17 protein-coding genes are annotated in these 18,567 nt (G+C 62.9%); 10 read left to right on the top strand and 7 right to left on the bottom strand.

The genetic code is table 11. The features are described from left to right. Positions 1–7: 7 nt before the first annotated feature. The gene (gene folE / locus L0F51_RS05570) at positions 8–628 is read right to left on the bottom strand and encodes a GTP cyclohydrolase I FolE (RefSeq protein WP_234628280.1); all 621 of its coding nucleotides are present in this window, start codon (positions 626–628) and stop codon (positions 8–10) included. Positions 629–751: 123 nt separating this feature from the next. Here folE and L0F51_RS05565 point away from each other — a divergent pair, with 123 nt between their 5' ends. Genes L0F51_RS05565 through thrS form a run of 3 tightly spaced genes read left to right on the top strand, consistent with a single transcriptional unit; the run spans position 752 to position 3,636 of the window. Further along, positions 752–1,249: an iron-sulfur cluster assembly scaffold protein gene (locus tag L0F51_RS05565; RefSeq protein ID WP_234628279.1), complete on the top strand. Its 498-nt coding sequence runs from the start codon at positions 752–754 to the stop codon at positions 1,247–1,249. Between the two features lie 4 nt (positions 1,250–1,253). Next, positions 1,254–1,607: a membrane protein insertion efficiency factor YidD gene (gene yidD, locus L0F51_RS05560; RefSeq protein WP_255701284.1), complete on the top strand. Its 354-nt coding sequence runs from the start codon at positions 1,254–1,256 to the stop codon at positions 1,605–1,607. A 37-nt stretch (positions 1,608–1,644) separates the two neighbouring features. Further along, positions 1,645–3,636 carry a threonine--tRNA ligase gene (thrS, locus tag L0F51_RS05555; protein ID WP_234628278.1) on the top strand — a complete coding sequence of 664 codons (1,992 nt, stop codon included), beginning with the start codon at positions 1,645–1,647 and terminating at the stop codon, positions 3,634–3,636. Positions 3,637–3,654: 18 nt separating this feature from the next. Here thrS and L0F51_RS05550 read toward each other — a convergent pair whose 3' ends face one another. After that, entirely contained in the window at positions 3,655–4,788 is a 1,134-nt protein-coding gene (locus tag L0F51_RS05550; protein WP_234628277.1) for a hypothetical protein, read from the bottom strand. Between the two features lie 107 nt (positions 4,789–4,895). On the opposite strand from L0F51_RS05550, the gene L0F51_RS05545 reads away from it, so the two are divergent. Together L0F51_RS05545 and L0F51_RS05540 are read left to right on the top strand one after the other, a co-directional pair. Further along, on the top strand, positions 4,896–5,477 hold the full coding sequence (locus tag L0F51_RS05545) for a nitroreductase (protein ID WP_234628276.1): 582 nt from the start codon (positions 4,896–4,898) through the stop codon (positions 5,475–5,477). A 9-nt stretch (positions 5,478–5,486) separates the two neighbouring features. After that, the gene (locus tag L0F51_RS05540) at positions 5,487–6,104 is read left to right on the top strand and encodes a flavin reductase family protein (RefSeq protein WP_234628275.1); all 618 of its coding nucleotides are present in this window, start codon (positions 5,487–5,489) and stop codon (positions 6,102–6,104) included. Here L0F51_RS05540 and L0F51_RS05535 read toward each other — a convergent pair. Next, a complete protein-coding gene (locus L0F51_RS05535) occupies positions 6,070–6,993 on the bottom strand; it encodes a CoA ester lyase (RefSeq protein ID WP_234628274.1) in 924 nt (307 codons plus the stop codon). The genes L0F51_RS05540 and L0F51_RS05535 overlap by 35 nt on opposite strands. Positions 6,994–7,115: 122 nt before the next feature. On the opposite strand from L0F51_RS05535, the gene L0F51_RS05530 reads away from it, so the two are divergent. After that, positions 7,116–8,258 (top strand): DUF2336 domain-containing protein, encoded by a 1,143-nt coding sequence (locus L0F51_RS05530; protein WP_234629344.1) that lies wholly within the window; start codon positions 7,116–7,118, stop codon positions 8,256–8,258. Between the two features lie 3 nt (positions 8,259–8,261). On the opposite strand, the gene L0F51_RS05525 is transcribed toward L0F51_RS05530, so the two are convergent. Continuing rightward, positions 8,262–9,041 carry an NAD kinase gene (locus L0F51_RS05525; protein ID WP_128291722.1) on the bottom strand — a complete coding sequence of 260 codons (780 nt, stop codon included), beginning with the start codon at positions 9,039–9,041 and terminating at the stop codon, positions 8,262–8,264. Between the two features lie 146 nt (positions 9,042–9,187). On the opposite strand from L0F51_RS05525, the gene cutA reads away from it, so the two are divergent. Then, positions 9,188–9,553: a divalent-cation tolerance protein CutA gene (cutA, locus tag L0F51_RS05520; RefSeq protein ID WP_234628273.1), complete on the top strand. Its 366-nt coding sequence runs from the start codon at positions 9,188–9,190 to the stop codon at positions 9,551–9,553. Next, positions 9,550–10,074, top strand: coding sequence for an AAA family ATPase (locus L0F51_RS05515; RefSeq protein ID WP_234628272.1), 525 nt, complete (start codon positions 9,550–9,552; stop codon positions 10,072–10,074). Before cutA ends, L0F51_RS05515 begins: the two co-directional genes overlap by 4 nt. 17 nt (positions 10,075–10,091) lie before the next feature. On the opposite strand, the gene L0F51_RS05510 is transcribed toward L0F51_RS05515, so the two are convergent. The 3 genes from L0F51_RS05510 to L0F51_RS05500 form a co-directional block, all read right to left on the bottom strand. Next, a complete protein-coding gene (locus tag L0F51_RS05510) occupies positions 10,092–12,266 on the bottom strand; it encodes a bifunctional diguanylate cyclase/phosphodiesterase (RefSeq protein WP_234628271.1) in 2,175 nt (724 codons plus the stop codon). A 155-nt stretch (positions 12,267–12,421) separates the two neighbouring features. Further along, positions 12,422–14,071, bottom strand: a complete 1,650-nt coding sequence (locus L0F51_RS05505) for an alpha-amylase family protein (RefSeq protein WP_234628270.1) — start codon at positions 14,069–14,071, stop codon at positions 12,422–12,424. A 27-nt stretch (positions 14,072–14,098) separates the two neighbouring features. After that, a complete protein-coding gene (locus L0F51_RS05500) occupies positions 14,099–15,691 on the bottom strand; it encodes an alpha-amylase family glycosyl hydrolase (RefSeq protein WP_234628269.1) in 1,593 nt (530 codons plus the stop codon). Between the two features lie 435 nt (positions 15,692–16,126). Between L0F51_RS05500 and L0F51_RS05495 the strand changes: the two genes are divergently transcribed. Both L0F51_RS05495 and L0F51_RS05490 read left to right on the top strand, forming a co-directional pair. Further along, complete coding sequence (locus L0F51_RS05495; RefSeq protein ID WP_234628268.1) at positions 16,127–17,104, top strand: transporter substrate-binding domain-containing protein; 978 nt, start codon at positions 16,127–16,129, stop codon at positions 17,102–17,104. 181 nt (positions 17,105–17,285) lie between these two features. Next, positions 17,286–18,509 carry a hydantoinase/carbamoylase family amidase gene (locus L0F51_RS05490; RefSeq protein ID WP_234628267.1) on the top strand — a complete coding sequence of 408 codons (1,224 nt, stop codon included), beginning with the start codon at positions 17,286–17,288 and terminating at the stop codon, positions 18,507–18,509. The last annotated feature ends 58 nt before the right edge of the window (positions 18,510–18,567 follow it).

The raw sequence follows: 18,567 nt of genomic DNA, 5'->3' as shown, positions 1-18,567 counted from the left end.
TCCGTGATCAGCGGCCTGTCGGGCGCACGAGGTTGAGGAATTTTTCGCGTTCGGCTGCCTCGTCATGGAAGAGGCCGGTGAAGCGCGACGTCATGGTGGACGAGCCCTGCTTCTGCACGCCACGCATCGACATGCACATATGCTCGGCTTCCACCATCACCGCGACGCCGCGCGGGCTCAGGGCGTTTTCGAGCGCATCGGTGATCTGGGCTGTCATCGTCTCCTGCGTCTGCAGGCGGCGCGCATAGGCTTCCACGACGCGGGCCATCTTCGAGAGGCCCACGACGCCGTCGTTCGGGTAATAGGCGATGTGCACATGCCCGAAGAAGGGGAGCATGTGATGCTCGCAATGCGAGTAGAAGGCGATGTCGCGAACCAGCACCATGTCGTGATAGCCGCCCACATCCTTGAAGGTGCGTGCGAGCAATGTCCCCGGATCCTGGGGGTAGCCGGCGTAAAGCTCCTCATAAGCCGAAACCACGCGCCGCGGCGTGTCGCGCAGACCCTCGCGGTCGGGGTCGTCCCCGAGCCAGGCGATCAGCGTTCGCACGGCAGCTTCTGCCTCCTCGCGGCTTGGCCTTCGACCCGCCACCGCGGCCGAGGAGAAGAGCTTCAACGTGCTGTCCATCTTGCGTCCTTTCGAGACGTGCCGGCCGCTCTCGGGTGGAGGTGTGACGCCGGCCTGTCGAACCTATATAAGGCGAAGTAATGATTTTGCCCAAGCTCGGCCACCCCCCGAGCGGAGTGACCTATGATCGACGACGTCTATAACGCCAAAATTCTGGAATTCGCAGGGAACATTCCCCGCATCGGACGGCTTGCCGATCCCGACGCGAGCGCCAAGGCGCATTCGCGCTTGTGCGGCTCGACGGTCACCGTCGATCTGAAGCTGCAGGATGGCCGGATCGCGGATTTCGCGCATGAAGTGAAGGCCTGCGCGCTCGGCCAGGCGTCTTCCTCCATCATGGCGCGGACGGTGATCGGTTCGACGCCCGACGAGCTGCGGCAGGTTCGTGAGGAGATGCGCGCCATGCTCAAGGAGAACGGGCCGTCGCCGCAAGGCCGCTGGGCCGATCTTCGTTTTCTCGAGCCGGTGCGCGATTATAAGGCGCGGCATGCCTCGACGATGCTGACATTCGACGCCGTCGTCGATGCGCTCGATCAGATCGAGGCGGCGGGTCACGCAGGTTCGTCCTCGTTCGAAAAGGGGCAGGGCCGGAAAGCGGCCGGCGCCGGTCAGGCCGCGTGACGCTATGGAGAGGGCCGAAGGATCAGAAGGCGGTCGGCTGAAGCCGCGGCGTTTCTCGCCCGTCGCCAGTGGTCTCCTCGGACTGATCAGGGTTTATCAGCTCTCGCTGTCCTCGATCATGGGCCGCACGTGCCGGCATTTGCCGAGTTGTTCGGACTATACGAGCGAGGCGATCCGCACCTTCGGCGCCTGGCCAGGGCTGTGGATGGGGCTTGCCCGCTTCTCGCGCTGTCATCCTTTCGGCAGCAATGGGCTCGACCCGGTGCCAGCCCGCTTGCCCGACAATGCCCGCTGGTATACGCCGTGGCGCTACGGCCTATGGACGGGCCGACACATCACCGAACGCTTTTCGGATTGAACTATGGAGCGGGCCGATGGGCCCGGACTTTGCTGTCATGAGCCGGATTAGACTTCCCGACGGCCAGGAGCGCAGCTTGCCCGAAGGGGCGAGCGGTGCCGATCTCGCTGCGTCGATCTCCAAATCTTTGGCGAAGAAAGCCGTTGCCGTCGAAGTCGACGGGCAACTCGCCGATCTCGCCGACAGGCTGCCGGAAGGCGCTACGGTGAAGATCGTCACGCGCGAGGACCCGCAGGCGCTGTCCCTCATTCGTCACGATTGCGCCCATGTCCTCGCGGAGGCCGTGCAGGAGCTCTTCCCCGGCACGCAGGTCACCATCGGGCCTGTGATCGAGGACGGCTTCTATTACGACTTCTTCCGCCAGGAGCCGTTTTCGACCGAGGACTTCACCGCCATCGAAGCGAAGATGCGTGAGATCATCGCGCGCAACCGCCCCTTCACGAAGGAGGTGTGGGACCGCGACGAGGCGAAGCACGTCTTCGGCGAAATGGGCGAGCAGTTCAAAGTGGAACTCGTCGATGCGATTCCCGAAGGCGACGACGTCAAGATCTATCGCCAGGGCGACTGGTTCGATCTCTGCCGCGGCCCGCATATGGATTCGACCGGGCGGATCGGGGACGCCTTCAAGCTGACGAAACTCGCCGGCGCTTATTGGCGCGGCGATTCCAGTCGCCAGCAGCTGCAGCGCATCTACGGCACCGCCTGGACCTCCAAGAAAGAGCTCGACGCCTATCTCACCATGATCGAGGAGGCGGAAAAACGTGACCACCGCCGTCTCGGGCGCGAGATGAACCTGTTTCATCTGCAGGAAGAGGCGCAGGGGTCCGTCTTCTGGCATCCGAAGGGCTATGCCGTGTGGCGGGTCCTGGAGGATTACATTCGCCGGCGCCTCGATGAGGATGGCTATGTGGAGGTGAAAACCCCGCAGCTTCTCGATTCGAGCTTCTGGGAGAAATCCGGGCACTGGTCGAAATTCCGCGAAAACATGTTCGTGGTCCCCGATCAGACCCCGAATACGGAAGAAGATGGGCCGGTTCTCGCCGACGAGGTCGATACCTGGCTGGCGCTCAAGCCCATGAACTGCCCGGCGCATGTGCAGATCTTCAAGCACGGGATCAAATCCTACCGCGATCTGCCGATCCGCATGGCCGAATTCGGCTGCTGCCATCGCAACGAAGCGCATGGCGCGCTCCATGGGCTGATGCGCGTCCGGCAGATGACGCAGGATGATGCGCACATCTTCTGCACGGACGAGCAGGTGGTGAGCGAGACCGAGCGCTTCCTGAAGCTGTTTGCGCGCGTCTATACCGATATGGGTCTCACCAATATCCGCTATAAGCTCGCGACCCGGCCGGAGACCCGCGCCGGCGACGACGCCACCTGGGATCGTGCCGAAAAGTCGCTTGCCGATGCTCTGACGGCGGCCGGCGTGGAGTTCGAGATCGCCGAGGGCGAGGGGGCGTTCTACGGCCCGAAGCTCGAGTTCCACCTGACCGATGCGATCGGCCGGACCTGGCAGTGCGGCACGTATCAGCTCGATTACGTGCTGCCGGAGCGGCTTGATGCGTCTTACGTCGGCGAGGATGGCGAGCGTCACCGTCCGGTGATGCTGCATCGGGCCGTCTTCGGCACGTTCGAGCGCTTCATCGGCATCGTTCTGGAGCATTATGCCGGGCGCCTGCCGCTCTGGCTTGCGCCGGTCCAGGCGGTCGTCGCGACGATCGTCTCGGAAGCCGACGATTACGCGCGCGAGGTCGAGGAGAAGCTGAAGGCTGCGGGCCTTCGCACGGTCGCCGACCTCAGGAACGAGAAGATCAATTACAAGGTCCGCGAGCACTCGGTCGGCAAGGTGCCGGCGATGCTCGTCGTCGGCCGTCGTGAAGCGGAAGAGGGAACGATTTCTCTGCGCCGTCTCGGCCAGAAAGATCAGATGACCCTGCCTCTCGAAGAAGCGCTTCGCCGCCTGAAGGAAGAGGCGACGCCGCCTGACCTTCGGCCGGCCGGGGAAGCCCAGGCCGCCGCGGCATAAGTCTCAAAGTGCCTGGCTCTAACGAGCCAGGCGCATCCCTTCCGGACGGACAAGGTCGGTCAGCCGGACTTCGACGTCACGGTTCATCCCTGCCTTGATCTCGAAATCACGGGCATAGGTCGTGTCGTCGTGGCGCGCGACCGCAGTGTAGGTGCCTTCCGCAAGGATGATGTGAGGAAAGGCGCCGACCGATTCGTGAATCGTGTCGCCGCCCTGCGTCAGCACCGTCCAGCGTGTGTTGGCGAGAGCTTCGCCGCCCTCCTGTTCCACCAGCTTCAGCGTCACCTCGGCACCCGCGTGGTGGATGATGGCCTCGGTCAGCTCGCCGGGTTTCACCTCGATTTCCGCACGCACGATGGCGTTGAGGGTGCCGTAACGGCTGACGACGCTGTAGGTGCCCGCATGCAGACGCACGATGTGACCGGCTTCGGCATTGGGCGTGACGAGCTCGCGCTTGTCGTTTTCCGCCTCGTAGTAGATTTCGTAGGTGACTTTGCCTTCATCGAGAGGAAAGTCCTCGCCCACCACGGCCGACAGGCGAAGGCCGCCCGCCTCCAGCACCAGATCTTCGGTTTCTGGAACGCCGTTCAATTCGATGCGCTGGGTGGCGCCCGCCCGGCCAAAGGCGGCGTGTACATAATAGGCGCCGTCGGGCAGGGTGAGTCGCGCCGTTCCGCCGGATGACGTTGCGATCAGCGGCAGGCTGCCGTCTTCGCTCGGTGTGGTGCCGAAGATCCTCCAGGTCAGACCCTGGGTGAGATCGGGGCTGTCATCCGTCAGGCGCGCATTCAGCGTGAGGACGTTGCCGCCGAGCAGCAATCCCTTCGCATCGCCGTCCGGATTGTCCGGAAAGATGATGGTTTCTTCCGGTCCGGGCAGATTGAACTCGCTCGAAGGCGCGACGAAATCGAGCTTGTGGGGCGGATCGTCCTGCCGGGGAGGCCGGGGGCCGTCCTTGCGAAAGAAGCTCCTCGGCTCGTCTCCTTGCGGAGGGGCGCCCGGTCCGAGATCTGAGGGGCCGGGCCCGAAAAAGCCTGCTCCGCCGCCGCCCCGGCCGTCTTGAGCATAGGCTGGTGCGGTTGCGAGCGCTCCGCCGAAGGCGGTCGCCACGGTCGCGAAAGCTAGGACAATAGCCGGGGTGAAGCGGATCATCTGCTCATGCTGTTGATGGTTCTTCCTGGTCGTAAGCGGCGAACCATGTCGATTTCAAGGTTGAAACGGCCCGAGCCATGATGGAAACCGTTCGGCGCAAAGGCAAAATGACACAGGCGACGATGCACGACCTTCTCGACCATCTGCGCAAACGTCGGAGCACACCCTCCGTCCAGCTTGGCGATCCGGGGCCGGATCCAGATACGTTATCCGATATTCTGACCATTGGTGCGCGTGTGCCCGACCACGGCAAGCTCGCACCCTGGCGCTACATTATCTATAGCCGCGAGGACCGGCAACGTTTGGCGGAAACGCTGAAAGCCTTGGTTCTGAAGAGCGGTGATCCGGAAGCCGAACGCAAAGCGGGAAAGGCCGCCCAGTTTGCGGTTGCGCCGGTCGTCATCGGCGTTGTCTCGACAGCGGCCGCGCATGCGAAAGTGCCGGTCTGGGAGCAGGAGCTGACGGCGGGCGCCGTTTGCATGAACCTCCTGCACGCAGCCGCGGGCCACGGTTTCGGCGCCCAATGGCTGACGCAATGGTTCGCCTTCGATGCGGAAGCGCTCCACGCGCTCGGCGTTGGTGAGAACGAGAAGCTTGCCGGCTTCATCCATATCGGAATGGCGAGCCAGGAAACGCCGGAACGCGACCGGCCGGATATCTCCGCGCTCACGACTTTCTTTTCTAACTGAGGATTTTAGATGCGTTATACGCCGCGCCTGCGGGACCACGGGCTCGCACATGATCCGTTCAAGGCGATTGTCGCGCCCCGTCCGATCGGCTGGATTTCGAGTCTCGATCCGGAAGGGCGTCTCAATCTTGCGCCCTATTCCTTCTTCAACGCCGTCTCCAACGATCCTCATATCGTGATGTTCTCGTCCTTTGGCGAGAAAGACAGCGTGAAGAACATCGAGGCGACAGGCGAATTCGTGTGCAATCTCACGACGTTCGATCTCCGCGAAGAGATGAATGCGACCTCGGCCGCCTATCCCCGCGGGGTCAGCGAGGCGGAAGAGGCGGGGCTCGCCATGGCGGAGAGCGCCGTCGTCAAGCCGCCGCGCGTTCGCGATGCCCCGACGGCGCTCGAATGCCGGCTTCTCAAGGCGGACCGTCTCGCCGGTCTCGACGGGCAGTGGTCCGGCAACATCGTCGTTTTCGGAGAAGTCGTCTCGATCTATGTCGATGACCGCTTCATCCGCGACGACCGCTTCGACATGGCGGCGGCCCGAACGATCGCGCGCTGCGGCTATTTCGACTATGCCGTGGTCGACGGTGTCTTCGAGATCATTCGCCCGAAGGATCCGAAGATGACGGGCTGACGATTTCACGGATCTGGGTGATCTGAGCGGCGCGCGCGACAAGCCGTTCGGCTTTTCGCAGATCGCTCTGATCGCAGGCATGCCCCTCGATTGCGAGTGCTCCCGGGTTTCCTGCTTCTCGGAACGTGGCAATCAAAGCCTCGGCCGCCGCGACCGCGTCGGGATCCGGTGTAAACGCAGCGTTGATTGCCGCCACCTGTGAGGGATGGATGGCGATCTTGCCCGCGAAGCCTGCGTCAGCAGCCTTCGCCGCTTCGGCGGCAAGCCCCTCTGAGTCGGCAAAGTCCTGATAGGGGCGATCGATGGCATCGACATGTGCTGCACCGGCGGCAAAAAGGCACAGATTGCGTGCAAGCGCAGACGGGTTTCCCCAGTCGCCGTCTTCATCGCTCTCCCTCTGGCGCCCGATTCCCGCCGCAGACCTGTCGCCGCACCCAACAAGGCCGCAGAGGCGCGCAACGTCGCCGGCATAGCTTCCGAGCGCCAAGACGGAATCGGGCCGATCTCCTGCGACTGCGAGAATGCGTGTGCCGCCGTCCGGGAGACCGTGAAGCGCTTCGCGAACGGAGATGCGTGCGCCGAGGAGCACGACATCGTCTTTTCCCGCCGCGGCCGACAGCACGATGCCGGCGGGCGCGCCGGTCATGACGTGGTCGAGATCGCCCTCGCTCAGAGGGCTCTCGAGAGCGTTGATGCGCACGAAGAGGCGAGGGCGCATGAGACCGACGTGCCTGCGCAAAAAGTCTGTCGCCAGCTTTCGGGCCTTGCCCTTGTCCCGGGGGGCAACCGAATCGGTGAGATCGAGGATGAGCGCGTCGGCGCCGCTCGTCAGCGCTCCCGCGAGCTTCCGCTCGCTGTCTGCGGGCACGAGAAGGTAGGAGCGCATCATTTTTCACCCATCGTTGGGGCCATAGCTGGGGACTGAGGAGGGCGCTGCGCAAAGGCCGACGCTATGGTGAACCGATCATTAATCATCCCCGTGCACGATCTCATATTGAGGAGAGTGTCTTGATGATCGTCGAACGGTTTTTGACCTGGATCGAAAGTGCCGCACCGAGGCGACGTGTGGAAGCCGCGAGTGCGCTCGCACGTGCTTTTCTCACCTCCGAATTGTCGCCGGAGGAGCATGACGGCCTCGAAGCGGCCATGACCATTCTGCTCGACGATCCGAATCGTCTGGTCCGTCTGGCGCTCGCGGAACAGCTCGCAGACAGCGAGATGGCGCCGCACCATGTCATTCTCGCGCTGTCCGCAGATCACTTTGAAGTGGCGACGATCGTGGTCGAACACTCGCCGCTTCTCCTCGACGGCGAACTCGTCGATCTCGTGGCGACACGCGAGCCGGAAGTGCAGGCGGCGATCGCGCGTCGCAGAACCGTGTCGCGCGCGCTTGCCGCCGCGATCGCGGAAGTCGGCTGCCTGGAAGCCGTGATGGATCTCCTCTGCAACGACGGGGCCTGCGTGGCGCGTTTCTCCCTCGACCGGATCGTCGAACGCTATGGCCACGAGGCGGAGCTGCGCGAGATGCTCTTGGCGCGCAGCGATCTGCCTGTGGGCGTGCGCCAGGTCCTTCTGGAAGATCTGGCTGACAGCCTGTGCGCCTTCGTCTCCGCGAAAGGCTGGCTTTCCCCGATGCAGGCGCGGGCGGTTGCCGACGAAACGCTCGAACGCGCGGTCCTCGTCTTGGCCGAAGACGCCGGACCTGCGGGCCTCGTGCAACTCGTCAACCGACTTCTCGATTCGGATCAGCTGACCCCCGTGCTCCTCGTGCGCGCGGCGGTCTGCGGACAGATCGATTTCTTCGAGCAAGCGATCGCCGCGCTTGCCGATATGCCGCGACGGCGGGTTTCCGCTCTCGTGGCCGCCGGGCGCTCCTCCGGGCTCGGCGCACTTCTTCGAAAGGCCGGACTGCCCGCGAGCGCCGTGCCTGTCATCGTGACCGTCATGGAGGTCCTGCGCGACCTCGATTGCGAGGCCGGTTCCGGTCACGATTATCGGCGCGCCACCCGGCTGATCGACGCCGTGCTCCTGCGTTACGGAGCCCGGCCGACGGGTGAACTCGATGATCTTCTCGCTCTTCTGAGGCGTCTTGCGATGGATGCAAAGCGTGATGCGGCGCGCGGCTACGCCCTTCAGATCAAGGCGGCCGCCTGAGCGTCAGTAGCGGAACTGCTCGGCCAGGATGCGTTCGTCCCAGCCGTGATCGGGATCGAACATGATAAAGCCGGTCACCGTCTTGTCTTCGACGATCGAAACCTGACGCACGCTCTTGAATTCCGTGTGGTCGGCGACCGCATTGACCGGCCGCTTGTCGGTCTCGAGCACTTCGAGCGTCACTTCGGCCCGATCGGGCAGCAGGGCGCCGCGCCAGCGACGCGGCCGAAACGGGCTGATCGGGGTCAAGGCCAATAAGGGTGCGTTGATCGGGATGATGGGCCCGTGGGCGGATAGATTGTAGGCCGTCGAGCCTGCCGGTGTCGCAAGCAGGATGCCGTCGCAGATGAGCTCTTCGAGGCGGACATGGCCGTCGATCGTGATCCTCAGCTTTGCGGCCTGATAGGATTGGCGGAAGAGCGCCACTTCATTGACGGCGTGCGCCGTGATCGTTTCGCCGTCCGCGGTGAGAACGCTCATGCGCAGCGGATGGACCGGCTCCACCTTCGCTTCCGAAATGCGTTCCATCAGACCTTCCGGCCTGTACTCATTCATCAGAAAGCCGACGGAGCCGCGGTTCATCCCGTAGATCGGCTTGCCCGAATCCATGTGTGCGTGCAGCGCCTGCAGCATCAGTCCGTCGCCGCCGAGAGCCACGACGACATCGGCATCTTTGGGCGGGACCTCGCCATAGGTTTCCCGCAAAAGGTCTGCCGCCCCCACGGCCTCGGGCGAATCGGAGGACATGATGGCGATCTTCTTGATCGGCGATACGATCGTCATGACGGGCGTGTCGGTAGCGGCGGTTGTGGCGAGCCCAGCTTCGGGTCACGTTTCGCCTAGCACGGAGCCGGCCGCTTCGGCAAAGCTGTAGTTGCGCGTGGATCCTGGAAGGCCCTCGCGGACACGGAAATCAAAGGCGAACGACCATGGAAGACGAAGACGAGCGCAAGCGCAGTGTGGGCGGGCTGCAGGAGACGGGGCAGTTGATGCTTCTCTATATTCCCTGCCCGGACATGGAGACGGCGAAAGAGCTCGCTGCAGCCGCGGTTTCCGAAAGGCTGGCGGCCTGCGCCAATATCCTCCCGACAATGGTCTCCGTCTATCGCTGGCAGGGCGCCATCGAGGACGAGGAGGAGACGGTGCTGATCCTGAAGACGCCGCCCGAGAGGGAGGCGGACCTGCGTCGCCTCATCGAGGCAAGACACCCTTATGACGTCCCGGCCATCCTGACGCTTGCCACGGTGCAGGTGAACACACCCTATCTCGAATGGGCGCGGGCGGAGACGGCATGAGCCGCAGACGCAAGCGCGGGCTTCTCGTGTCGCTCTCCGGTCTTCCCGGTGTCGGCAAGTCAAGCATTGCGCGCGTGCTGGCGGCTGAGATCGCGGCCATCTGGCTTCGTATCGATTCCATCGAGAACGCCATTCGCGCGTCCGGTGTCGTCGATGACGATATGAAGGATGCCGGATACCGCGCGGCCTATGCCGTTGCCGCGGACAATCTCGCCTTGGGTCATCGCGTCATCGCCGATTGCGTCAATCCATGGATGCTGACCCGCGATGCGTGGCGCGAGGTCGCGCGCACAGCCGACGCAGAGCTTCTGGAGGTGGAGATCATCTGTACGGATCGTGATGCGCACCGCCACCGGGTCGAAACCCGAAGGATGGTTTCGGACGGCTGCGCAGGACCGACCTGGCAAGAGGTTGTGGCGCGGGATTACCGGCCCTGGACGCGTCCCGTCCCGGTGGTCGAAACCGCGGGCAGAAAGGTTTGCGACTGTGCGGCCGATATTCGGCACATGCTGGCGCTTTAAGGGGCTCGCCTGCGCAATCAGGCGGCGCCGCGTTGTCTTTCTTCGATCAGCATATCGTTGATCGCTTCCGGCGGGACCGGCCCGGAAAACAAGAAGCCCTGGATTTCGTCGCAGCCGATGAAACGCAGATATTCGCGCTGCCGCTCGGTTTCGACGCCTTCGGCCGTCACCAAAAGTCCGAGCGCGTGGCCGAGTTCGACGATCGCGTCGACGATCGCGGTCGAATCGGCCGTTTCTCCGATCGGCTGCACGAAAGAGCGGTCGATCTTCACCTTGTCGACCTTCAGCATTCTGAGCCGATTGAGGCTCGAATAACCCGTGCCGAAATCGTCGAGCGCGACCCGCACGCCATGGCTTCTCAGATGCAGCAATTCCTCTGCAGCGCTTTTGCCTTCCTTGAGGAGGACGCTTTCCGTGATTTCGATTTCGATCTGGTTCGGGTTCACCCTTTCCTCGCGCATGATCCGGAGCAGGCGCCCGGCAAGTCCGAGCCGTTCGAAAGAGCAGGGCGATATGTTCACGGCAACGGTCAGCTCCGGCCAGTCTCGCGCCTGACGGCAGGCGTGGCGCAGAACCCACTCGTCGAGCTTGGCCACGAGGCGGGTGTCTTCGGCGAGGCCGATGAAGGCGCCGGGCAGAAGGAAGCCGAGCCGCGGATGACGCCAACGCAGGAGCGCTTCCACCCCGCAAATCTCGCCGTCGCGTCCCGACACTTGCGGCTGATAGTGAAGGACGAGATCGCGGCCGCCTCGCGCCAGCGTCGCTGCGAGTTCTTCTTCGATGAGGTGGCGGGCGCGCAGGGCAGCGTCCATTTCCTGTGAGAAGGCGACGAAGCGGTCGCGGCCCTCGCGCTTGGCCGCATAAAGAGCAATGTCGGCCCGCCTCAGAGATTCGCTCCGGGGCATGTCGGGATGAAGAAAGGTGTAGCCGATCGAGACGCCGACATGGGCCGTGCCTCCTTCGATCGAGAAAGGCGCGCTGGCGCATGAGAGGATGCGCTCGCAGATCACCGAGATATCCTCTCGCGTGCCGAGATTGCGAATAAGAATGGCGAATTCGTCGCCGCCGAGGCGTCCGAGCATGTCCTTTTCACCGAGCAGGCGCGTGACGCGGGTTGCGAACTGCCGGATGACATCATCTCCTGCCGGGTGGCCGTAAGTGTCATTCACTTCCTTGAAGCGGTCGAGATCGGCGAAAAGGAGGGCAATGCTCTCTTCGCCTGCCAGAGGCAGAATGCGCTCCAGCCGTTGAATGACGCCTGAGCGGTTCGGCAGGCCGGTCAGCCCGTCGTGCGATGCGAGATGGAGCGCGCGAAGTCGCCCAGCCTCGATCTCGGCCGAACTGCGGTAGATGTTGCGGGCGTAGAAGACGATGAGTGCCAGCATCGCAAGACCCGCGATCACGGCCGTCGGAAGCACCTGGTTGAGGATTTCACGACCTGGCAGATCTGGCTCCCAGGCGAGATAGGCGAGCGTGTTGCCCTTATCGTCCAGAACCGGGAGAGACGTTTCGTTGAACTTCTCCGGCTCATCCGTCTGGATGCGCGCTTTGGCCAGGAGGTAGCCGTCGCGGATGTGATCGAGGAAGGCGTGGTCGATAAACTGCACGCTGACGAGCACGTATTCCTCGCCCGGCATGACACGCAAAGCCTCAGAGTAAGGCAGGAGCGGGAGGAGACTGATGATCGCAGGCCGTCCGCCGACCATCTTGACACTGCGCTCGACGACGGCGTCGTGTCCTTCGACTTCTGCGAAACGGCGGTGAAGGCTTGCCAGTTCGGGTCCCATGATGGGCAGCACGTCTGCGGCTGTCTCAAGGTCTGCAGCCCGGCCTTCTTCCATGGCGTAGATCGCACGGTCGCCAGGCGCGACGACGAGGGTGCGATCGTGCCCAAAAAACTCATACATCCACTCGCCGAGATTCTCGTGAATCCAAGGCATATCCCGGTTTTTTGCCGCCTCGACGGCTTCATCCCACCAGGTGACGCTCTTCTGCTCTTCGGAGACGCGCGTCGTCTGGGCCTCCATGGCATGGCGCACGAGCTGCTGCTGTCTTTCGATGGAGACGTGGTCTGTGCCCACGAGCGCTTGCAGAACGACGAACAACATTCCGCCAACAGCCAGGAGGGCGAACAGGCTCATCACCCACAATACGTGGGTGGAAAGCGCTTTCGCCTTGCGGATAGCTCCCATGTCGAAACCTCTTTGAATCGAGATCTAATGGGATGTCTGTCTGATCTGAGGCTGACCTCCTGGACGCGAAGCGTCGGGGCAAGGCGAGATGTGGTTGAGAAATAACGAATTTTGTGCGGGGTTTGGCGCTGCCGCTGGACTTCAGCGGCTTGCGGTCAGCGGCGCTCCTTGTCCGGCCGCAGCCAGGCGAAGCCGTAGGGCGCGAGCCTCAGGCTGGTGCCCGGTTTCAAGTTGCGAGGGGGTGCGCCGGGTCCGAAGAGAACGGAGGTATAGGCGGTCTCCTCGCTATCGCTTTCCCGAGCGGGTTCGAGTGTCACCTCGACCTCCTCGTCGGAAAGGTTGTGATAGGTGAGGGTGACATTTCCCTTCCACTCGCTGCGCAGTGCGAGAATCCCCGTGTCGCTGTCCATCACCGTCCATTTTCCCCATCCGATTTCGGGCAACGACCTTCGAATGTGCACGAGTTCGCGAACGAAGGAGAGCAGCGAGTCCGGGTCGCGTATGGCGTCGGCGATGTTGACCTTGTCGTAGGCGAAAGGGCCGTCGCTCAGGACAGGACGAACGAGTGCTTCGGGATCGGCTGAGGAAAAGCCGCCGTTCTTGCGGTTCGACCATTGCAACGGCGTGCGCACGGAATTGCGCTCCTCAAGGCTCTGGTCGTCGCCCATGCCGATTTCCTCGCCGTACCAGATGACGGGTGTTCCGGGCAGCGCGAACATGAGAGCGTAAGCGAGCTTGAGGCGGCGGACATCGCCTTCGAGCATCGGTGCGAGGCGGCGACGGATGCCCCGATCATAGACGATCATTCCGGGGTCGGGCGCCATCGCATCGAAGACCTCCTGGCGCTCTTGCGAGGACAAGCGGCCGAGATCGACTTCGTCGTGGTTTCGGAGGAAGGACCCCCACTGACCTTCCACAGGCAGATCCGGCATGATCGACATGATGCGGCGGATCGGCTCGGCATCGCGGCGCGTCATGGCCAGGAACATGTGCTGGTTCAGCATGAAGTTGAAGACCATGTGCATGCGGTTGCCGTCTTCGCCGAAATAGCTCGTCACCTCCTTCATGGAGACGTTGGCTTCGGCGAGAAGGACCGATTCCGCCTTTCGCCAGGAGAGGAAGCGGCGCATGTCGGAGAGATACTCGGCCGGGTTGCGGGCCGGTGCGTGATCGAGGCCGAGATATTCGATCAGGAAGGGCACGGCATCGATGCGGAAGCCCGAGACGCCGAGCTGCAGCCAAAAACCCATGATCTTGTCGATCTCTTCGCGCACCGCCGGGTTGGCGATGTTGAGATCGGCCTGGTGTTTGTAGAAGCGGTGCAGGTACCAGGCCTTAGCCTTCTGGTCGTAGGTCCAGATCGCCTCCTGCACGCCGGGAAACACGATGCCGTCGTGGATATTCTCCGGCTTTTCCTCCGACCACACATACCAATCGCGATAGGGGGAGTTGGGGTCGGAGCGGGCGCTTTGGAACCAGGGATGGTCCGTCGAGGTGTGGTTGACGACGAGGTCGACCAGAACTCGCAGGCCTCTGTCTGCCGCGGCGCGCGTGAAGGCTACGAAATCCCCGAGCGAGCCGAGACGTGGATCGACGTTGTAGAAATCGGAAATGTCGTAGCCGTTGTCGCGGTTGGGTGTCGGGTAGAAGGGCAGGAGCCAGATACAGGTCGCGCCCAGTGCCTCGATGTGATCGAGGCGATCGGCCAGCCCGCGGAAATCGCCGACTCCGTCGCCATTGCCGTCCATATAGGCGTCCACATCAAGGCAATAGATGACAGCGTTCTTGTACCAGAGATCGAGCATTGCAGGGCTCCTGCCTGAGGTTTGAGATCAGTCGGCGAGTTCGACGACGAGGCCTTCGTTTGCGGGTATCTCGATGGTGCCGGAGAGTTCGTCGCCGGCCTCTCTTCCGAGGCAAGACAGCACGACGTGCCCACGCACGCCCTCATCCAGCATCAGCCGATGGGTGGTGCTGCCGAGGTTGAGGACGATCAGAAAGCGCTCCTCGTCGTGCTCGCGGCGAAACGCGAGGATGTCTCCTTCGGCCGTTACGGGCACGTAGCGTCCGATGGAAAGAGCCTTTCGCTCGCGCCTCAGCTCGAGCAATCGCTTGTAGAGGCAGAGAAGCGAGGATCGATCCTGCTTCTGCGCGGCGACGTTGCGGTTGCTCTCTCGGTGATCCACCGGCAGCCAGGGCTCGACAGTCGAAAAGCCGACGTGGGCGCTCTCATCCCATTGCATCGGGGTGCGCGCCGGATCGCGATTGAAGCCGAGGCCCGGCTCGTTCTTCTCCCACGGATCCTGCACGCGTTCGGGAGGGATCGGGACCTGCACCATGCCGATCTCGTCGCCGTAATAGAGTGTGGGCGTGCCTCGAAGGGTGAGAAGCAGCAAAGCCGCAACCCGCGCCTGGGCAGGGCCGAGACGATCGGCGATGCGCGCCTGGTCGTGGTTTCCGAGTACCCAATTCGGCCACCCGCCTTCGGGAAGCGCCGTCTCGTATTCGCGGATGAGATTGTCGATGTGGCGGGCATCCCAGGCCGATTGCAGGAGCTGGAAGTTGAACGGGAGGTGCGCGCCTTTGAGGTCGTCGCCGTAATAGGCCATCAAGCGCTCGATCGGCAGATAGATTTCGCCGATCAGAACACGCTCGTCGTACTCCTCGAGCACGGCGCGCATCTCAGCGATCACCTCGTGCACTTCCGGCTGATCGCAGGAATGAACCTCAAGCAGGCGATTGAGCTCGCGCTGATGTGGCTCGTAGGCGGGATTGATGGGGTTGTCGCGCAGGTCGGCATCCTTGATCAGGTGCCAGATCACGTCGACGCGGAACCCGTCGACCCCTCGGTCGAGCCAGAAGCGCAGGGCGTCGTGCATGGCCCACCGCACTTCCGGGTTTCGCCAGTTGAGGTCGGGCTGCTCCTTCAGGAAGGCATGGTAGTAATACTGGCCCGTCGCTTCGTCGAACTGCCAGGCGCTGCCACCAAAATTGGAGATCCAGTTGTTCGGCGGGCCGCCGTCCGGAGCGGGGTCGCGCCAAATATACCAGTCCCGTTTCGGGCTATCGCGCGAAATGCGGCTCTCCTGAAACCAGGGGTGCCGGTCCGATGTGTGGTTCGGCACGAAGTCCAGGATGAGCTTCATGCCGGCTTTGTGGATGTCGGCGCTCAGCCGGTCGAAATCCTCAAGCGTCCCGAAGATCGGATCGACGTCGCAATAATCGGCAACGTCGTAGCCGAAATCTGCCATCGGAGAGGGATAGAAGGGCGAGATCCAAACTGCGTCGACGCCGAGCCAGATGAGATAGGGAAGGCGTTGACGGATGCCTTCCAGGTCGCCGATGCCGTCGCCATTCGAATCTTGAAAAGACCGCGGATAGATTTGGTAGATCGTTCCATGCTGCCACCACAGAGTGTCGGACATCTCGCCTCTTTCTCTCGCTCTTTCTTTGCTGTGAAACCGTCGTCGCCCGTCGCAAACTGAACGCGTGAGGCCGCGTGAGGTTCGCATCTGCGAAAAACCGATTTCGCTTGGAGGCTAGCGGGTTTCGCGGACCGGCAAGTCGGCGTTCCGAGTTTGTGTTAGGCGACGGCTAAGACATCTTGACGAAGATGTGGCCGGAGCAATCGAAAACCCAAAGAAGGGCGCCGGGGGACAGTCTCAGTGAAGTTATCAAGTCGTTATGTTTTCGAGAGGCGGTGGACGGCACTGTCTCATCTCGTGATGCTTTTGCTTGTTCTCGTTCTCATGAGTGGTGCGGGCGCTGCGTTTGCCCAAACCTCGGACGGAGAACCGCCGGCACCTGACGAACAGAGGCAGGAGCAAGCATCGCCGCGTGCGGTCGATGTCGGGCTTTACATGAGCCCGCCTTTCGTCATGGAACAGGACAACCGCTATGAGGGCATGGCGATTGATCTCTGGGAGACGATCGCCGGGCGACTGAATTTCAAAACGAACTACCAGCCCTATCCGACCATTGCGGCACTTCTCGACGCGACGGCCTCTGGCGAGATCGATGTTGCGGTCACCAATCTCTCCATCACCGAACAGCGTGCCCACCGGATCGACTTCACCTATCCCTGGTTCGACGCCGGCCTTCGGATCATGATCAACGAGGATGCCGGAGCCGGCTTCAGCGAGGTCGTGTCGGGGTTGAGGGATAGCGGCTTTCTGAGAGCCTATCTTTGGCTCGCCTTCGTCATTCTCGTGGCGACCGTCCTGAGCACTATCTACTATCGTCGCTTCGATCCGGAGTTTCCTAAGACGTGGCCCGATGCGCTCGCCGAGGGCTTTTACTCCGTCATGTCGGTGGCGACGTCCGGGCGGGCTCCGATCCGCAAGAACCTGTTCGGGTGGGTCGGCCGGGTCTGGGCAGCCCTCTGGCTCGTCTGCGGTGTCGCTGTCGTCGCCTATCTGACGTCGACCGTCACCAGCGTCATGACGGCGATTTCGATCAACAGCCAGATCGACAGTCTTGCCGATCTGCCGGGAAAGACCGTCGGGGTGTTCAAGGGCGGCGTTTCTGAGGCTTTCGCCCAGCAGGCCTTTCTCGAGACGCGGGCCTACAATGATCTCGACGGGGCTGTGGCCGGTCTCCTCGACGGGGACGTCGATGCGATCATCGCCGATGCGCCCGTCCTGGAATATTACGCCCACACGCATCAGGACGAGCCGCTCGACGTCGTCGGTCCGATCTTCGAGCCGGACAAATATGGTTTCGGCGTCAGCCGAAATTCCGGTCTGACGCGGGATTTGACCGTCGAGGTCATCTGGGCCGAAGAGAGCGAGCTGGTGGAACGTTTGCGCACGCAGTATTTCGGCGACGATCCCTCCTGAGCTTTCTGCATCGTGGCCGGCGCGCTCCGCTGTCGCCGAAGGCGTCCATTCCCGTGGTCGTGCCTTCGGCGCTCGACGAGGCTCGCGATCCGCGCCATGAAGGAGCCTTCACGTGTTCGCGGCGGTCGGGGCGGCGCATCGATCGCGCTGGCTTCGTCCGCGCCAGAATGAAGAGCCGGCTGTGGTTGAGATCAAAAGTGAACGGCTGATCGCAGATCTGCGGCGCCTCGCCGAATTCGGAAAGTACAAGACCGGGGTCGATCGGATCGCGTTTTCGCAGGCCGATGTCGCGTCGCGCGACTGGCTCAAAGAGAGGCTGGGCGAAATCGGCCTCGTCGTGAAGCAGGATCGTTTCGGCAATGTCTACGGGGCGTGGCCGGACGTCGACCGGGCTCTGCTGCTCGGTTCGCATTCCGACACGGTGCCGCGTGGCGGCTGGCTCGATGGTGCGATGGGCGTCATCTACGCGCTCGAAGTCGCGCGGGCATTTCGCGAGAGCGGCACGAGCGTTCCTGTCGGTATCGACGTCATCGCCTTCCAGGATGAGGAGGGCACCTATCTGCCTCTCCTCGGCTCCAAGAGCCTCGCCGGGCTCCTGTCGGAGGGTGACGTTGGGCATGCGCACCGATCGGATGGCGAGGCGCTCACCTCTGCCATCGCTTCGGCAGGTTTCTCGGGCGATCCGATCGTCGCCGACAGGCGTCGTCTCATTGGTTTCCTCGAGGGCCACATCGAACAGGGCCCACGGCTCCTTGCCGCCGGGCGGAGGATCGGCATCGTCACCGGCTTTGCCGGCACGCGCCGCATGAGCGTGAAGGCGGAGGGGCGTGCAGATCACGCCGGGACGACACCGATGACGATGCGCCGCGATGCGGGACGCGCGATCTTCGCTTTCGCGTCCTGGGTGGATTCGACCTTTCCGGAGCTCTCCGGATCGGAGACCGTTTGGAATATCGGCAGTGTGGCGCTGAAGCCGGGCGCCCCGAACGTCGTGCCGTCTCAGGCCGAACTTGCGCTGGAGTTTCGAGACGGCGAGCTGGAGCGGCTGGAGCGAATGGAATTGGCCGTGCACGACAAGGCGGCGGCACTTCAGCGCGAGACCGGGCTTGCTGTCTCCGTCGATGTGACCACGCGGGTCCCTCCGACGACGACCAATCCAAAGCTTGCGGGGGAACTCGCCGAAGCGGCCGCAGATCTCGGCGAACAACCGATGCGGCTTGCAAGCGGGGCCGGTCACGACTGCATGATTATCGGCCAGACGATGCCGGCGGCGATGTTTTTCGTACCGAGCATCGGTGGACGCAGCCATGATATCGACGAAGATACGGCGGAAGAGGATATCGTCTTCGGCTGTCGGGTGCTGGCTCGTGCGGTCGAGCGACTGATCTCAAACGAGCTGCCGTGACGAGGGGAAGAACGATGCGCGCCATTCACCGTCGAAAGGACACCTCCTCTTCGAATGC

Origin of the sequence: Afifella sp. H1R (genome assembly GCF_021462425.1) — a bacterium.
Lineage (GTDB): Bacteria > Pseudomonadota > Alphaproteobacteria > Rhizobiales > Afifellaceae > Afifella > Afifella aestuarii.
This window is presented reverse-complemented; position numbering and strand designations above follow the sequence as displayed.

Bases quoted from the DNA above. Each gene is read 5' to 3' on its own strand.
- folE (WP_234628280.1), bottom strand. From the start codon at position 628: ATGGACAGCACGTTGAAGCTCTTCTCCTCGGCCGCGGTGGCGGGTCGA.
- L0F51_RS05565 (WP_234628279.1), top strand. From the start codon at position 752: ATGATCGACGACGTCTATAACGCCAAAATTCTGGAATTCGCAGGGAAC.
- yidD (WP_255701284.1), top strand. From the start codon at position 1,254: ATGGAGAGGGCCGAAGGATCAGAAGGCGGTCGGCTGAAGCCGCGGCGT.
- thrS (WP_234628278.1), top strand. From the start codon at position 1,645: ATGAGCCGGATTAGACTTCCCGACGGCCAGGAGCGCAGCTTGCCCGAA.
- L0F51_RS05550 (WP_234628277.1), bottom strand. From the start codon at position 4,788: ATGATCCGCTTCACCCCGGCTATTGTCCTAGCTTTCGCGACCGTGGCG.
- L0F51_RS05545 (WP_234628276.1), top strand. From the start codon at position 4,896: ATGACACAGGCGACGATGCACGACCTTCTCGACCATCTGCGCAAACGT.
- L0F51_RS05540 (WP_234628275.1), top strand. From the start codon at position 5,487: ATGCGTTATACGCCGCGCCTGCGGGACCACGGGCTCGCACATGATCCG.
- L0F51_RS05535 (WP_234628274.1), bottom strand. From the start codon at position 6,993: ATGATGCGCTCCTACCTTCTCGTGCCCGCAGACAGCGAGCGGAAGCTC.
- L0F51_RS05530 (WP_234629344.1), top strand. From the start codon at position 7,116: ATGATCGTCGAACGGTTTTTGACCTGGATCGAAAGTGCCGCACCGAGG.
- L0F51_RS05525 (WP_128291722.1), bottom strand. From the start codon at position 9,041: ATGACGATCGTATCGCCGATCAAGAAGATCGCCATCATGTCCTCCGAT.
- cutA (WP_234628273.1), top strand. From the start codon at position 9,188: ATGGAAGACGAAGACGAGCGCAAGCGCAGTGTGGGCGGGCTGCAGGAG.
- L0F51_RS05515 (WP_234628272.1), top strand. From the start codon at position 9,550: ATGAGCCGCAGACGCAAGCGCGGGCTTCTCGTGTCGCTCTCCGGTCTT.
- L0F51_RS05510 (WP_234628271.1), bottom strand. From the start codon at position 12,266: ATGGGAGCTATCCGCAAGGCGAAAGCGCTTTCCACCCACGTATTGTGG.
- L0F51_RS05505 (WP_234628270.1), bottom strand. From the start codon at position 14,071: ATGCTCGATCTCTGGTACAAGAACGCTGTCATCTATTGCCTTGATGTG.
- L0F51_RS05500 (WP_234628269.1), bottom strand. From the start codon at position 15,691: ATGTCCGACACTCTGTGGTGGCAGCATGGAACGATCTACCAAATCTAT.
- L0F51_RS05495 (WP_234628268.1), top strand. From the start codon at position 16,127: ATGAGCCCGCCTTTCGTCATGGAACAGGACAACCGCTATGAGGGCATG.